14 protein-coding genes and 1 pseudogene are annotated in these 13557 nt (G+C 62.9%); 4 read left to right on the top strand and 11 right to left on the bottom strand.

Annotated elements, in window-relative coordinates; genetic code table 11:
• Positions 1 to 1022, bottom strand: a pseudogene (locus tag Q0O40_RS12585) (C4-dicarboxylate ABC transporter); the annotation flags it as partial.
• 91 nt (positions 1023 to 1113) lie between these two features.
• On the opposite strand from Q0O40_RS12585, the gene radC reads away from it, so the two are divergent.
• Entirely contained in the window at positions 1114 to 1857 is a 744-nt protein-coding gene (gene radC, locus Q0O40_RS12590; protein WP_295530337.1) for a DNA repair protein RadC, read from the top strand.
• Between the two features lies 1 nt (position 1858).
• Here radC and Q0O40_RS12595 read toward each other — a convergent pair whose 3' ends face one another.
• The 3 genes from Q0O40_RS12595 to Q0O40_RS15905 form a co-directional block, all read right to left on the bottom strand.
• Positions 1859 to 2869: a cyanophycinase gene (locus Q0O40_RS12595; protein WP_295530340.1), complete on the bottom strand. Its 1011-nt coding sequence runs from the start codon at positions 2867 to 2869 to the stop codon at positions 1859 to 1861.
• Between the two features lie 148 nt (positions 2870 to 3017).
• On the bottom strand, positions 3018 to 3959 hold the full coding sequence (locus tag Q0O40_RS15900; RefSeq protein ID WP_367183749.1) for a TonB-dependent receptor: 942 nt from the start codon (positions 3957 to 3959) through the stop codon (positions 3018 to 3020).
• A gap of 6 nt (positions 3960 to 3965) precedes the next feature.
• Positions 3966 to 5339 carry a TonB-dependent receptor gene (locus Q0O40_RS15905; RefSeq protein ID WP_367183748.1) on the bottom strand — a complete coding sequence of 458 codons (1374 nt, stop codon included), beginning with the start codon at positions 5337 to 5339 and terminating at the stop codon, positions 3966 to 3968.
• A 565-nt stretch (positions 5340 to 5904) separates the two neighbouring features.
• Between Q0O40_RS15905 and Q0O40_RS12605 the strand changes: the two genes are divergently transcribed.
• The 3 genes from Q0O40_RS12605 to Q0O40_RS12615 all read left to right on the top strand — a co-directional run bounded on the left by Q0O40_RS12605 (position 5905) and on the right by Q0O40_RS12615 (position 8108).
• Positions 5905 to 6876 (top strand): TylF/MycF/NovP-related O-methyltransferase, encoded by a 972-nt coding sequence (locus Q0O40_RS12605; protein WP_295530343.1) that lies wholly within the window; start codon positions 5905 to 5907, stop codon positions 6874 to 6876.
• An 83-nt stretch (positions 6877 to 6959) separates the two neighbouring features.
• Positions 6960 to 7427: a DUF2269 domain-containing protein gene (locus Q0O40_RS12610; protein ID WP_295530346.1), complete on the top strand. Its 468-nt coding sequence runs from the start codon at positions 6960 to 6962 to the stop codon at positions 7425 to 7427.
• A 534-nt stretch (positions 7428 to 7961) separates the two neighbouring features.
• Positions 7962 to 8108, top strand: coding sequence for a hypothetical protein (locus tag Q0O40_RS12615; RefSeq protein ID WP_295530349.1), 147 nt, complete (start codon positions 7962 to 7964; stop codon positions 8106 to 8108).
• A gap of 147 nt (positions 8109 to 8255) precedes the next feature.
• Here the strand turns inward: Q0O40_RS12615 and Q0O40_RS12620 are convergent, their stop codons facing one another.
• From Q0O40_RS12620 to rplQ, 7 genes are all read right to left on the bottom strand, one after another.
• A complete protein-coding gene (locus Q0O40_RS12620; RefSeq protein ID WP_295530352.1) occupies positions 8256 to 8534 on the bottom strand; it encodes a hypothetical protein in 279 nt (92 codons plus the stop codon).
• Positions 8535 to 8652: 118 nt separating this feature from the next.
• A complete protein-coding gene (locus tag Q0O40_RS12625; RefSeq protein WP_295530354.1) occupies positions 8653 to 9447 on the bottom strand; it encodes an NUDIX domain-containing protein in 795 nt (264 codons plus the stop codon).
• Positions 9448 to 9742: 295 nt separating this feature from the next.
• Positions 9743 to 10069 (bottom strand): Grx4 family monothiol glutaredoxin, encoded by a 327-nt coding sequence (gene grxD / locus Q0O40_RS12630; protein ID WP_295530356.1) that lies wholly within the window; start codon positions 10067 to 10069, stop codon positions 9743 to 9745.
• 52 nt (positions 10070 to 10121) lie between these two features.
• Complete coding sequence (locus Q0O40_RS12635; RefSeq protein WP_295530358.1) at positions 10122 to 10355, bottom strand: BolA/IbaG family iron-sulfur metabolism protein; 234 nt, start codon at positions 10353 to 10355, stop codon at positions 10122 to 10124.
• On the bottom strand, positions 10355 to 10678 hold the full coding sequence (locus Q0O40_RS12640) for a DUF1476 domain-containing protein (protein WP_295530361.1): 324 nt from the start codon (positions 10676 to 10678) through the stop codon (positions 10355 to 10357). Before Q0O40_RS12640 ends, Q0O40_RS12635 begins: the two co-directional genes overlap by 1 nt.
• Before the next feature lie 102 nt (positions 10679 to 10780).
• The gene (locus Q0O40_RS12645; RefSeq protein ID WP_295530367.1) at positions 10781 to 12883 is read right to left on the bottom strand and encodes a prolyl oligopeptidase family serine peptidase; all 2103 of its coding nucleotides are present in this window, start codon (positions 12881 to 12883) and stop codon (positions 10781 to 10783) included.
• Positions 12884 to 12976: 93 nt separating this feature from the next.
• Complete coding sequence (rplQ, locus tag Q0O40_RS12650) at positions 12977 to 13402, bottom strand: 50S ribosomal protein L17 (protein WP_295530364.1); 426 nt, start codon at positions 13400 to 13402, stop codon at positions 12977 to 12979.
• Positions 13403 to 13557 lie beyond the last annotated feature (155 nt).

Here is a 13557-nt window from a genome sequence, read left to right on the forward strand (position 1 = left end):
TCCACCGTGCCGCGCACATCCAGCGCCGCCGAACCCGCGCGGGCCCGCACCAGGGTGTCGAACGCGAGCTGCGCAGCAGCGGCTGTCGACGTGCGCAGATCGGCGGCCTGGCCCGTCAACCGCCCGCTCAGCGCGCCGCCGGTGAGCGACACGCCATACCGCAAATCGAGCGCGGCGAGTCGGCCCTGCGGCGCGTTGATCGGGCCGCTGCGCAGATCGCCGCTCGCGCGGACGTCGCGCAGCTTCCGGTCGAGCGTCGCATCGAGCGTTATCGCCGCGGGCGCTGCTTCGATCCCGCCATCGCAGCGCAGCGCGGCCATGCGCAGCGGCCCGGCGAAGCGCGGCTGCTCCTGATCGACGGTCAGCTTGCCAAACGCGGTGGTGCGCGCCGCCGTGCACGAGCCAAGCTTGAGCGCAGGCGCGACTACGGCCAGCGATCCGGCAAATCCACCGCGCAGCGGCCCATCGCCGTCCAGCTTGATCCCGAGCCGTCCGAAATCGCTTTCCACCAACGCGCGGCCATCGGTCAGCGTGATGTTATAATCGGGCAAGCGCGGCGGCGGATTGCCCGGCGCGGGCACGAACAGCACCGAGTCGAGCGCGCCGAAGCTTAGTTTGCCGCCGAAGTATGTTCCGTAAAGCCTTGGCCTGACGAGCTTAATTCTTCCGGCCCTTGGCAAGCCTTGGGTATAGTCCACGCTTACTTCGGCGCGCTCGATGGTGAGATCGGGCCGGGCCGGATCGCCGACCACCACATCGCGCAGCACCTGCACGCCAGGGCCAATGGAAACAATCGTATAGCGCACCGGCAGCGCCAGCGAACTCAGCTGGCGATCAATGATGCCCCGCGCCAGATCGACCCGCGCCAGCCAGAGGCCGGCCCCGATGACGATCAGCGTGCCCCCGGCCAGCAACCACGGCCTGCGCCAACGGCGCGGCCGGGCGGCGCGGGCAGGTTCGCCCGCGCCGGCCAGCGGCGGCGGCATGAGCGTTTCTTCCGCCAAATCAGTGTTGTCCGCCATCAATCCCCTTCTTGCGCAGCCGTGCGGCTTAGGCAATGCAAAGCGCTCATGTCGTGGGGGCCGCTTTGGCAAAGCCCGCGCCGGGCAAACCATGACCGATGAACCCAAACTGTTTCCTGAACGCCCCGCCGCGCGGCGGGGCGAGAATCGTCTGCGCGAGGCAGGGCTCGATCCTTCCGGCCACCGCGCGCGGCTGCGCAAGCGTCTGCTCGAAGGCGGCGATGATGCGCTGGCCGATCATGAGATGATCGAATATCTGCTGATGACCGCGATCCCCCGGCAGGATGTGAAGCCGCTGGCGCGCATGCTGCTCCAGCGCTTTGGCTCGCTGGCGGGCGTGTTCAATGCCGATCCGCGCGCGCTGATGGCAACGCCGGGGATCAAGGAAACCGCCGCCGCCGCGATCCGCATCGCCGCCATCGCCTCGCGCCGCCTTGCCCGCTCGGTGATGCAGGAATTGCCCGTGCTATCGAGCTGGTCCGCGCTGCTCGATTATCTGCACATCGACATGGCGCATCTCACGCATGAGCGGGTGCGCGTGCTTTATTTGAACACGCAGAACCGGCTGATCCTAGATGACAAGGTCGCCGACGGCGATATCGACGAAGCCGCGATCCATCCGCGCAAGGTGATCCACAAGGCGATGGATATCGGCGCCGCCGCGTTGATCCTCGTCCACAATCACCCCTCCGGCAGCCCCGAACCCAGCCGCGCCGATATCCAGATAACGCAGAAGATCATGGAAGCGGGGCGGCTGCTCGGCGTCGCGGTGCACGATCATGTGATCATCGGGCGCGAGGGCCATATCTCGCTGAAGGCCAAGGGGCTGATCTAGCTCACGGCGCGGGCAGTTCGCGCAGCACCTTGGCCGCATTGCCCTCCACCGCATAGTCCCTGATGAAAGTCGGGCGTTCGATCCGGCCATCGGGCAGATGCAAGCGGCTCGCAGGCCCGATCCCGGTCACGCGAATGCGCGATACGATCAGTGGTCCGGGGCTCGGGGCAATCCTCAACGTTTCGCCGTCGACCAGCCAGGCGCCGCCATCGGGCGCGGCGGCATAGACCTGCGCGGTGCCATCGGGCTCCACCGTCATCGCCGCATTTTCATCGATGCCAAGGCCGAGCAGCGCCCGCGCGCCCGGCGCTTGCATGCTCTGCGCTTTGGCGACGAAGGCAAACAGCCGCCCCAGCCTATCCCGCTCCTTGAAATGGCTGTCGGTGATCACCCCGCGCAGCGCGGCAAGATGGAGGAAATCGCGCTCGATCGTGGTGTGCGGGCCAAACGGATCGGAGAGCGCCTCGGCGCTGGTGATGCTGCCATCGTCCATCGCGCCGTAGAGATACTCGCCCAGCACCGCGAGGCCCGCGCTGGTGCCGCCCAGCGGCTTGCCCGCCGCGACATGCGCGTCGATGATCGCGGCGATCGGCGTGCCGCCCCAGCGCCGGACATAGCGGGCCTGATCCCCGCCCGAGAGGAAGATGCCATCGGCCGCGCGCAGCGCCGCCAGCACTCTGGCATCATAGGCGGCACTGCGGTCTTCGATCACGAACGTCTCGGCCGAGCGGATGCCGCCAATCTCGCGCATGAATTCCTTGCCGATTTCGCCCTTTTGCGAGGCGCGCAGGATCACGATGTGGCCATGTCCGGCCTTGGCAAAGAACCAGCGCAGCGCATCCTGACTGCGATCCCCGCCGCCCATCAGCAGCAAGCCGCCCTCGACTTTGGCAGGAGCCGGGCCCCTGAGCGTCCCCTCGACATAGTGGCGATAACCGCGCGCAGCGACCGCAGTCGGCTGCGCGGCGAGCAGCACCGCTAGGGCCGCCGCAAAAGCACGGTTGAAAGGCATGAAAGACAGCACCTGTTCCTCCCTGATGAAGCAACATGATGGTCTGCCTCGCGCCCGAAGGAAACCGGGTTCCGCAGCACCGCCAAAACAAATGCGGAGGCAAGGCAGGATCCCCCGCCTCGCCCCCGACATCAGCAACCCAGCACGATCAGAAGTTTACCGTCGCGTCGATGCCATAGGTGCGCGGTGCGTTGTAGTTGGCATAGTCACCCAGCGTCGGGAAGTTGGCGGCGCTGCGGCGATAGATGTAGGCCGTATCGAACAGATTGCGCGCCCATCCAGCCACCGTCAGTTTCTGGCCGCCTGCGCCCATCGGAATGTCCGCAAGACTGATGCGGGCGTTGGCGATGAAGCTCTTCTCGGTCAACACCGGCTCGTTGTCGAAGCTATAGACCGGGTCTGCGTAGTTGCCGTCGAAGTGGAAGCGCAGTTCGGTCGACCCGCTGCCGATCGGCAGGCTGTAGTCGATCGTGCCGGTGAGCGCATTGGCAGGGGTATAGACGATGAACACCTCCTGAAACACCGGAATACCATCGGCGTTCAGCGCTTCCTGCACGGTGTTTTGGGCCGGAGGCACGCGCGTATACGTGTACGCATACGAGAGCCCGAGCGACAGACGATCGACCGGCTTGACTGTCAGCTCCGCCTCGATCCCGCGGATCTTGGTGATGCCGGCCGCATTCACCGTTTCCAGCGTGTTGCGGATGGTGCCGTTCTGCTGCGGAATGTAGAAATTGAAGTCCACCTGGCTGTCCTTGCGGTCCATGATGTAACCGGCAACGTTGAGGCGGACCTTGCGGTCGAGGAATTTGGACTTGATGCCCACTTCATAGGATTGCACCGACTCCGGGCCGAATGCGCGGTAGTTCAACGAGCGCGAGCTAGCGCCGCCTGCGCGGTAGCCTGTGGCGTACTTCGCATAGACGTTGACATCCGAGGTCACGTCGAAGGCCAGCACCGCCAGCGGATCGAAGCGGTTGTTGGTCTGCTCGAAGGTGAAGTTGGTCGCCGCGCCGTTCACCGTGAACAGCGTGCCGTTCTTCTTGTCGCGGGTATAGCGGCCGCCCAGCGTGATGTGCAGCGGCTCGATCGGGCTTTACGTTGCCTGGCCGTAAACCGCATAGCTCTTGGCATAAGCGCGCGAGGCGCGGGCGATCGGAGCAAGCAGATACGTGCTTGGATCGATGATCGTGAAGCCGCTCAGGTCCGCGTTCCACCGATTGGTGTTTGGCGTGCGCGCCGCATCGTTGGCGCTTTCGTTGAAGTAGTAGAGGCCCAACACATAGTCGATCGCAGCAATCGAGCCAACCGCCTGAAGCTCCTGGCTGAACTGGCGCTGGCCGAGGTTGGACAGGCTATACCGGCTGAACGCGGTATTGGCCCGGGCAACCGGCGTGCGGTGCGCGCCGCCCGAGTTGTCCCACTGCTCATCGCTGACCGTGCGCCAGGCGGTGATCGAGCGCAGCTCAAGCCCGGGGGACACCTTGTATTTGATCGTCGAGGTGAAGCCTTGCGTCTTGTCGATCGACGGCTGCTGCGGCACGCCGATATCGGCAACTTTCGAGCGGACGAAGCCATAGTTGACGATGGCCGGCAGGTTCACGAGGCCAGCGGGGCTGACAGTGACCAGATCGCTATAGAACGGGGTATTCTCGTCGCGGCTCTTGTCGAACGAGAGGTTCACGCTGAGCCCGTCAATCGGCTTCCACAGCGCTGACACCCGGCCACCATAGCGGTGGTACTGGTTAAATCCGGCCTGCCCGGGGAGCGGATTGGCAGTTGTCGGGCCTTGATGCTGGATCACGCCATCAAGCTTCACCGCGATGTTGGCAAACGAGGGCAGATCAAGGTGCAGCGCGCCGTTGTAGGAACCGTAGTTGCCGAAACCGGCGGTCACGCCGCCGCCGAATTCGCCGGTGGGGAGCTTGGTCACAATCGACAGCGCACCGCCTTCGGTGTTGCGGCCGAACAGCGTGCCCTGCGGACCCTTGAGCACTTCGATCCGGGCGACGTCAAACAGGCTGGCGTTGAGGCCATGCTGGCGGCCGAGGTAAACGCCGTCGATGTAAACGCCCACGCCCTGCTCGCGCGCTGGCTGGTTGGCATCGCCCGGCACAATGCCGCGAATGCCGATGGTGAGCGCCGATTGGCGGGATTCGAAGGTGGCGACGCGCAGCGACGGCACTGCGCCATCGGCCAGATCGATCAGGCTCTGAACGCGGCGCTGCTTGAGCGCTTCGCTGCTCAGCACCGAGATCGAGATCGGGGTTTTCTGAAGATTGGTCTCGCGCTTGGTCGCAGTGACCACGATCTCCTGTAACCCTTCGGTTTCAGGCGCGGGAGCTTCACTGTCGGCAGCAACCGCTTCAACGGGAGCTGCCTGCGGCGCAGCCAGCGCCGGGCCGGCGAAAAGCGCAACAGCGCAAGCCCCGGCCAGAAGGCCGGCGCGGGAATGTTTCTGCGAAATCATGGGTACCTCGTGGGCTTGGTTTGGTTCCAGAGGCATGTGCCCCGGGACAAATGTGTCACTAGAACCTCAATAAAACGCTTTTATGTCACACTCCTGCAAAACTGCTTTAGAAAGGCACGAGAAGGCCTGAAACTGCGATGAAGTAATATCTAGGGAAATTACTTATGTTTATTATAGAATTGTTTTTGCTGAATTTTTCTTATCAATAACAAAACATGTCAAATTATTACATTCTGACTATCGAAAGATAGTAAGTAGCATCCAGTAAGCTCATTCACGCCTGCTTCAGCCGGATCTGTGGCAGTTCAATCCGCAAGTGTTGCCCTTTGGCGACATATCGGAATCAACGTCCGGTGTAGGCGTTCAAACCATAAATCCGCCCGGCAGAAATTTGTTCCGAACAAACCCTCAGCATCGCACAAAGTCCTTGCGCCGGGCCGGTCATCGTTGCGCCTCGCCAGCCAGTCGCGAGGCCAACGTGTTGGCCTCCTTGTTGGCTCGCGCAAAGGTTGATAACGCCCGGCGCGGGATCACTCGTGCGCACAGCACACGCGAGGAAGCGGACATGACAAGCATCGGGATTGTGGGCACCGGCAGCGCGCTCAAGGATTTTCTCAGCATCCTGCCCGCCGAAATCGTTGTTGCCGGGCTTGGCGATAACAATCCCGCCCGCCACGGCCAACAGGTCGAAGGGCACCAGGTTATGGCGGTAAGCGATCTCGCCGCGCTTGCGCCCGATTGCATGGTCATCACCGCGCGCGCGGTCGATCCCATCCGGACGCAGCTGGAAAGTCTCGGCGTTTCGCCAGACTGCATCCATGCCTATTATCCCAGCTACAGCGAAGCCCTTGGCGCCGCGGTCAATGCCGATATCGCAGCGCTCAACCAGAAGCTGGGCTTGCGGCTGGCCGCAGCCGGGGTCGCGACCATGTATCTGTGGCCAGAAGCGCCCGGGTTGCCGCAATCCGGCGCGGGCGAGGACTTTGTCCGCCGCCATGCCTTCAGGCTGGCCGCAGAACGCATCAACGCGCAAAACATACCCGGCGCGATCGGGGAGCTTGGGGTCTATCAGGGCGAGCAAGCCGCCTTGCTTAACCGCTTGTTTCCCGGCCGCCGCCTGCATCTGTTCGATACGTTTGAAGGCTTTGCCGAAAAGGATCTGGCAGCGGAGAGCAAATCTCAGTTCTCAGGGGCCGCCCTCGGCGATTTTCAGGATACCAGCGTCGAGCTGGTGTTGTCGCGCTTGGCCGACAGGTCACAAGTTCTCGTGCACAAGGGATTTTTTCCAGACAGCACGCAAGGCGTTGAAGACGATTTCGCTTTCGTCAGCCTCGACGTCGATCTTTATGATCCCACCGCCGCTGGTCTCGCTTGGTTCTATGCCCGTCTCAACAAGGGCGGCTGCATCTTCGTTCACGATTACAACAACCGTCGTTACATGGGCGTGCGCCGCGCGGTTGAGGAGTTCATCGCCGCCACAGGTGCCGCTGCCTTGCCGTTGCCCGATCACGCCGGATCGATTGTCATCTTAAGATAGATTAAGATAGGTTAGCCCGGCACGCGCTTCTGCCCGGTGGTCTGGCTTGCCGCACTTCGGCGCACCCATTAGACCGCAACGCGATGCTCTACGAAATCGCCAAATTCATCCACATCACCGGCGTTGTAATGCTGCTCGGCAATGTGACCGCCACCGCTATCTGGAAGTTCTTCGCCGATCGCAGCCGCAATCCGGTGGTGATCGCGTTTGCTCAGCATCTGGTCACGCTTACGGACATCAGCCTGACCCTGTGGGGCATCATCCTCATCGTGGGCGGCGGCTACGGCGCGTTGCTTGCGGCGCATATCTCTCCGTTTGAAGGCACATGGCTGGTCTATAGCCAGATATGCTTTGTCGCTTCCGGCGTGATCTGGCTCTTCGTGCTGCTGCCGCTGCAAATCCGCCAGGCCCGCATGGCCCGGACATTCAAAGATGGCGGCCTGATCCCGGAGCGGTATTACCGCGATTGCCGTCTCTGGATGATCTGGGGGTTCATCTCGTTTGCGCCGTTGATCGTGGCCACCTGGCTGATGAGCGCCAAGCCCGGGTGACAATCGATCGCAACTGGCATAGCGCCGCCAATCCGCGACCGGCTGTTCTCTGCGCAGGCCAACCTGAGAGAATTGGGCCCGGCACCGACATCAGGACTGTGGATAACTCGCTCGGAGTGTAGGCCTGATCGCGGCGAAGTCAGCCGGAATGGCCCGGTTAAAGCCGATCGGCCGGACCAACCTGCCGTCGCGGCACCGGCCACTTGCCGCGAAACCATCAGCCAAAAAGCCAGCTTCAGCGCGGAAAAACAGCGCCGCGAGGCAAATCCTTCCCCCGATCCGGAAACGTCCCGGCCAAGCACGCAGCTGCGGCGGATTGCCCGCGCCGCGCGATAGCCAGAAAATATTACATCCGTTGTAATCTATAGCGGTCTCGGATAAGCTTTGTCACATAACAGCACAACGGGCCTGAACCGCCATGTATAGGATCAGCCTGCTGCACAGAATTTTCGCATTTCTTTGAGTAGCTTAAGTCAAAAATTGAGCAACGGCCGGACGCACCAAGCAGCGGCCTTAAAACAACGGGAACGCAGGATGACCAATGAATTTACGGGCAGAACCCCGCACTTGACTGCAGCACACATTTCGGACCTCGATGGCTCGAAGATCATGCGCGGCCTGCTGATCGGGCTTGCCATCAGCATCGCATTCTGGAGCACGCTCGCCTTTTTTCTGCTCTGATGCTGCCTGCCGCGCTGCGCGCTTGAACGTCCGAGTACGGCGCTCATTACGCCAAGGCTAGGATACAAGCACGAAGTCGCGGGTCAGTCAGCGACAGATACCGCAAGATCGCTCGATTGGTTCGGGGTTTGCAGGTTCGTCTGGGCGTTAGCCCACAAGACCGAAGAACCGCAAGATCATGAACCACAGCGCGCTTGAGGCGAGAATCGGAAAGCCAAGGCTGAACCAGCCGGGATAGCGCTCCGGGGCCGGAAGATCGGCAAAGGCAACCGACACGGACAATTCCGATTGCAAACGATGCACCGGCGAGGCCACGAAAGCATCATCTTCGGCTGCAAGCCGCGCGGAAGCGCGCCCATCAAAGGGCAATTCGGCGGATTGGCCCGGCAGGGGAAACCTCTCGGGCTGTGATTGGGCTAGCTGCATCGTGAACCTCCTCCGCTGGTGTAGAACCCGGAGGTTAACGACCCACTAAGGTAATCTGAGCAGAGTTGCGCAGAGCCAGACAGAACAGCGGCGCGCAGGCTCGCCATTCAGACCCGATTTATGCGCGCGCCGCCGACCTGAGCGCTTCGCCATCGATCGGATAACCCGCGTCGCTCGGGATCGCCAGCCACTGCTGGCCATCGCGGGTCTCGATCCGCGGGGTCACGGTAACAATGGGGGTGGCCAGGGCATGCGCGCGGGCGGCGGCAAAATCCTCAAACTGCGCGAGTCGTTCCAGATTGCGCCGCGTCGGGAAGATCACCTTGATCGATCCGTCATTGGCCAGCCGCAGCGCCTCTGCGGCGCTGGCCCAGAACAGATGCCGGTTTTCGGTCGCATCGACCACCACATCGACCGCGCCCGTACCCAGATCGGCCAGATAGAACCGCGTGTCGAACACCCGCATGTTGCGGTGCTGCGGAAGCCACCGGGCAAACGGCACCAAGGCCTCTAGATCGAGCGTCCATTCGAAGGCGGCGAGCACGTCGGCCAGACGCCCGGTTTCGAGCAGCAGTGCCCGGGCCTGCGCCGCGCGCGCCGCATCGACTGCGCCGGTCATGCCGATGGCGAGGCCGGTTTCCTCCAGCGTCTCGCGAATCGCGGCGATGCGCGAAGCGACATCATCATGCTCAAGATCACCGGCCACAGCCTGCGCCAGGTCATAATCGGCCGGGTCGATTTTTCCTCCCGGAAAGACCGTCGCTCCGCCGGCAAAGGCCATACTACCCGAACGCTCGACCAGCAGCAGCTGCGCCGGCCCGCCCCCCGCATCGCGGCGAAACACCACCACTGTGGCCGCAGGGGTAGCAGGCGGGGCGTCATCGTGCGCGCCCTGATCTTCCAAGTTTTCCATTAGCCATCCATGCAACGGCGGCAAGAACTTGCCAAGGGGTGCTGGCGCGCATTGCCGGTTGTGTCGGTAAACCTTACAAGCGTTCGCGAATGAGTATGACCAATCCGTGCAAAATCGGCTGAATTGCGTGGTTATTGGAATTTGGCACGAGTTGTGCTGATAGATTTGTGTCCCGAAGATGTTTTCTTAGAGGCGGAACTGGTCCCCGGTCTCCCGGTTCCGCCTCCCCGGACTTTCCCGCACATCCGCCCAAAGAACTTTATGCCGCACAGCACAAAGCTCGGTGCGAATTGGCTTATCCAGCGCGCGCGACCTCGGCATCGGCAAGCATCTGCTCCAGCTCACCTGCCTGAAACATCTCGATCATGATGTCGGAGCCGCCAACGAATTCGCCCTTGACGTAAAGCTGCGGAATTGTCGGCCAATCCGAAAAAGCCTTGATGCCCTGACGGATTTCGGAGTCCTGCAAAACGTCGACCGAGGCAAAGGCCACGCCCAGATGCTCGAGGATCGAAACCGCCTTGCTCGAAAAGCCGCACTGCGGAAACAGCGGCGTGCCCTTCATAAACAAGACGACGTCATTGCCTTCGACGATTTCGGTGATGCGTGCAGTGGTTGACATAGTGGCTTGCTCTCTTTCGTCATGGCCACATGGCCAAGGTCCTACAAAGCGTTCAGGTGGGAACCGAAGTTGTCAGTTGCAAGGCATGGAGCACGCCGCCCATCCGCTCGCCCAGCGCGGCATAGACCGCCTTGTGCCGCGCCACGCGCGATTGCCCGACGAATGAAGGCGAGACCACATGCGCCGCATAATGATCGCCGTCCCCGGCCAGATCGGTGATCGTCACTTGCGCGTCAGGTAGCGCAGCGCGGATCAGCGCCTCGATCTCGGCGGCTGCCATCGCCATCAGGCGCCGCCCATCAACTGCGCTCGCGCTTCCAATCCCTTGGCCTCCAGCGCGGCGCGGATTTCGGCGTCGTCGATCTCGATCCCGGCGGAGATCAGATCGCCGAGCAGCTTGCGGACGACATCCTCATCGCCCGCTTCTTCAAATTCGGCTTGCACGACCGATGTGGCATAGGCCTCGGTCTCCGCTGCATCGAGCCCCATCCGCTCGGCCGCCCAATGCCCCAGCAACTTGTTGCGCCGCGCCTGAACCCGGAACATCGTTTCTTCGTCGTGGGCAAACTTCGCTTCTTCGGCGCGCTCGCGATCTTCGAACATGGTCATGACTGGGTTCCCGTTAACTCTTGCCGGATCAGCGATAGTCAGGCCGGGGCCGCGCCGCAAGAGAGCAGCGCCAAGTTTTGGCCAACTCAGGCCAGACCAAATTCAAGGTGCGAGCTTCAATCCGGTCCACCGCGCGAGGAATGCAAGCACATCAGCGCCAATCGCGATGATCTTGTCCACCCCCCTGCCCGATCCATGGCCTGCGCCGCGCTCCATCCGCAGCAGATGGGGCTTGTCGCCGATGCGCGCGCGCTGCAGCGCCGCAACGTACTTGAAACTGTGCGCGGGCACCACGCGGTCGTCGGTATCGGCAGTCGTCACCAGGATCGCAGGATAGGCCGCTCCCTCGCGGATGTTGTGATAAGGCGAATAGGCGCGCAGCACCCGCCAATCCGCCTCGCGCGCAGGATCGCCGTAGTCGTTGGTCCAGAACCGCCCTTGCGTGAAACGATCAAAGCGCAGCATGTCCATGACACCGACATCGGGATTCGCCGCGGCAAACAGATCGGGGCGCTGGTTCACCACCGCGCCCACCAGCAGCCCGCCGTTCGAGCTGCCTTGCGCTGCCAGACCAGCTTTGGCCGCGATCCCCTCGGCGATCAGAAATTCGCCCGCCGCGATGAAATCGTCAAAGCTGTTCTGCTTGTTGGCAAGCCGCCCCGCATCATGCCAAGCGGGGCCAAATTCGCCGCCGCCGCGAATGCTGGCCAGCGCGAACACGCCGCCTGCCTGAACCCACGCCATGCGCACCGCCGAATAGCCCGGGGTCAGCGAAACATCGAAGCCGCCATAGCCATAGAGCAAGGCTGGGGCCGGCGCCTTGGCATCGGCCAAAGCGCGCGACCGCATGATATAGAGCGGAATTCTCGTGCCATCTTTCGATGGAAAGCTGCGCTGTTCGACCACGAAATCCTCTGGAGTGAACGCCAGCTGCGGCACCGCGAACGGGCTGACCGCGCCGCTGCGCAAATCGAGACGGTAAATCGCCGGTGGCTGGTTGAAGCTGGAGTACTGATAGAAGGTCTCCGGATCACCCGGTGTCCCGCCGAACCCGCTGGCCGCGCCAATGCCTTTGATCGTGATGGCCCGCCCTGGACGTCCGCTCAGGCTGGTCAGCATCGCAAAGCTGGAGCCATCGCGCAGATAGGACAGAACCAGCCGGTCTCCCACCACCCGACCGCCGTCCAGCGTCACATCGCGCTCAGCCACGACATCACGCCAGCGCGGCGTTCTGCCCATGTCGAGCCGGACCAGCTTGTAATGCGGGGCCTGCCGATTGGTGATGAACCACAAGCGATTGCCGATGCCGTCGACGAATTTCCAGTCATCGGTGATCTGGTCGATCAGCGTGATGATCGGCCAGACACCCGGCCGCCGCGCCTTCAGATCGATCAGGCGCACCGCGCGCCGCGCGCCGGTGCTCTCTTCGCTGGTGATCACGCCCCATCGCCCGTCGGACGCCACCGCCACGCGGTGGCTGCGGCCGGGCTGATCGGGCGCGGCATAGACCAGCTCATCGGCCGATTGCGGCGTGCCGACCCGGTGAAACCACACTGCCTTGTTGTAGACCGGCGCTTGAAAGGCCGCGCCCGCCGCTGGCTGGGGAAAGCGGGTATAGAGGAAGCCTTCGTCACTGACCCAGCCGATTTGCGTCTCATTGGCCCAATCGAGCCGATCGGTGAGCACCGTGCCGGTCCCAACATCGACTACGCGGATCGTGCGCCAATCGCTTCCGGCCACCTGCTGACTGAACGCCAGCCAGCGCCCACTGCGCGAAGGCACCCAGGCATCGAGCGCGATCGTGCCGTCCGCCGACCATGTGTTCGGATCGAGCAGCGTGCGCGCCGGGCCGCTCAGCGTTTCGCGGACATAGAGCGCGAACTGGTTTTGCAGGCCGCTGTTGCGCAAGTAAAAATAGCGCCGCCCGGCTTTGCGCGGCAGACTGAACCGCTCGTACCGCAGCAGCGCGCCGATCCGCGACGCCATTGCCGCGCGGCCGGGAAGCTGCGCCAGATAGTCGGCGCTGATCGCATTTTGCTGCGCCGCCCAGCGCGCGACATCCGGATCGGCACGGACATCGCCTTCGAGCCAGCGGAACGGATCAGCGAGCTCCTCACCGAAAACCCGCTCTACTACAGTCCCACGCGGCGTTTCCGGATAGGGCGGCGCGGCCTCCTGCGCCAGCGCCCCGCCCGCCCAGCACAGCCATGCGCTGGCTGCGAGGGCGGCGGCACCATGAAAACGGGCGGCTACCTTGCGGTGCCGCCCGTTTGCTGAAACCTTCACCTTGTCCACGGATTATGCCGCGTCCAGATCATCCTCATCACCGGTGAAGACCGGACCCGAATCGAGCCCCTTGGCCGAAGTATCGCGGTCGACCAGCTCGATCACCGCCATCGGCGCAGCATCCGAAGCGCGGTAACCGGCCTTGATGATCCGCGCATAACCGCCATCGCGGCCAGCATAGCGCACCGCCAGGGTGTCGAACAGCTTGGTCAGCTGTACTTCGTCGAGCATGCGCGCGTGGGCGAGACGGCGATTTGAGAGGCCGCCCTTCTTGCCCAGCGTGATCAACTTCTCAACATACGGGCGCAGTTCGCGTGCCTTGGGCAGAGTTGTGGTGATCTGCTCATGCTTGATCAGCGCGGCAGCCATGTTGCGCAGCATCGCAATGCGGTGCGATGAAGTGCGGCCCAGCTTGCGCTGGCCCAGTTTGTGACGCATGTTCTTAACTCCGTTCGTTAAGGGCCCGTATCAGGTAGCCCAGACCAGGCGGTGGGGTGTGCCGCCGAAACTTCCCCAATTGATTGAAACCAGCCGTTTAGCCCAGCAGTTCCTGCTCAAGCTTCTTGGCCATTTCCTCGATGTTTTCCGGCGGC

The sequence above is a fragment of the Novosphingobium sp. Chol11 genome (assembly GCF_945870625.1).
Taxonomy (GTDB): Bacteria; Pseudomonadota; Alphaproteobacteria; order Sphingomonadales; family Sphingomonadaceae; genus Novosphingobium.

Coding starts and splice junctions, on each gene's coding strand:
- Q0O40_RS12620 (WP_295530352.1), bottom strand. CDS start 8,534: ATGCAGCTAGCCCAATCACAGCCCGAGAGGTTTCCCCTGCCGGGCCAA.
- Q0O40_RS12640 (WP_295530361.1), bottom strand. CDS start 10,678: ATGACCATGTTCGAAGATCGCGAGCGCGCCGAAGAAGCGAAGTTTGCC.
- Q0O40_RS15905 (WP_367183748.1), bottom strand. CDS start 5,339: ATGATTTCGCAGAAACATTCCCGCGCCGGCCTTCTGGCCGGGGCTTGC.
- rplQ (WP_295530364.1), bottom strand. CDS start 13,402: ATGCGTCACAAACTGGGCCAGCGCAAGCTGGGCCGCACTTCATCGCAC.
- Q0O40_RS12635 (WP_295530358.1), bottom strand. CDS start 10,355: ATGGCGATGGCAGCCGCCGAGATCGAGGCGCTGATCCGCGCTGCGCTA.
- Q0O40_RS12605 (WP_295530343.1), top strand. CDS start 5,905: ATGACAAGCATCGGGATTGTGGGCACCGGCAGCGCGCTCAAGGATTTT.
- Q0O40_RS12595 (WP_295530340.1), bottom strand. CDS start 2,869: ATGCCTTTCAACCGTGCTTTTGCGGCGGCCCTAGCGGTGCTGCTCGCC.
- Q0O40_RS12625 (WP_295530354.1), bottom strand. CDS start 9,447: ATGGAAAACTTGGAAGATCAGGGCGCGCACGATGACGCCCCGCCTGCT.
- Q0O40_RS12610 (WP_295530346.1), top strand. CDS start 6,960: ATGCTCTACGAAATCGCCAAATTCATCCACATCACCGGCGTTGTAATG.
- radC (WP_295530337.1), top strand. CDS start 1,114: ATGACCGATGAACCCAAACTGTTTCCTGAACGCCCCGCCGCGCGGCGG.
- grxD (WP_295530356.1), bottom strand. CDS start 10,069: ATGTCAACCACTGCACGCATCACCGAAATCGTCGAAGGCAATGACGTC.
- Q0O40_RS12615 (WP_295530349.1), top strand. CDS start 7,962: ATGACCAATGAATTTACGGGCAGAACCCCGCACTTGACTGCAGCACAC.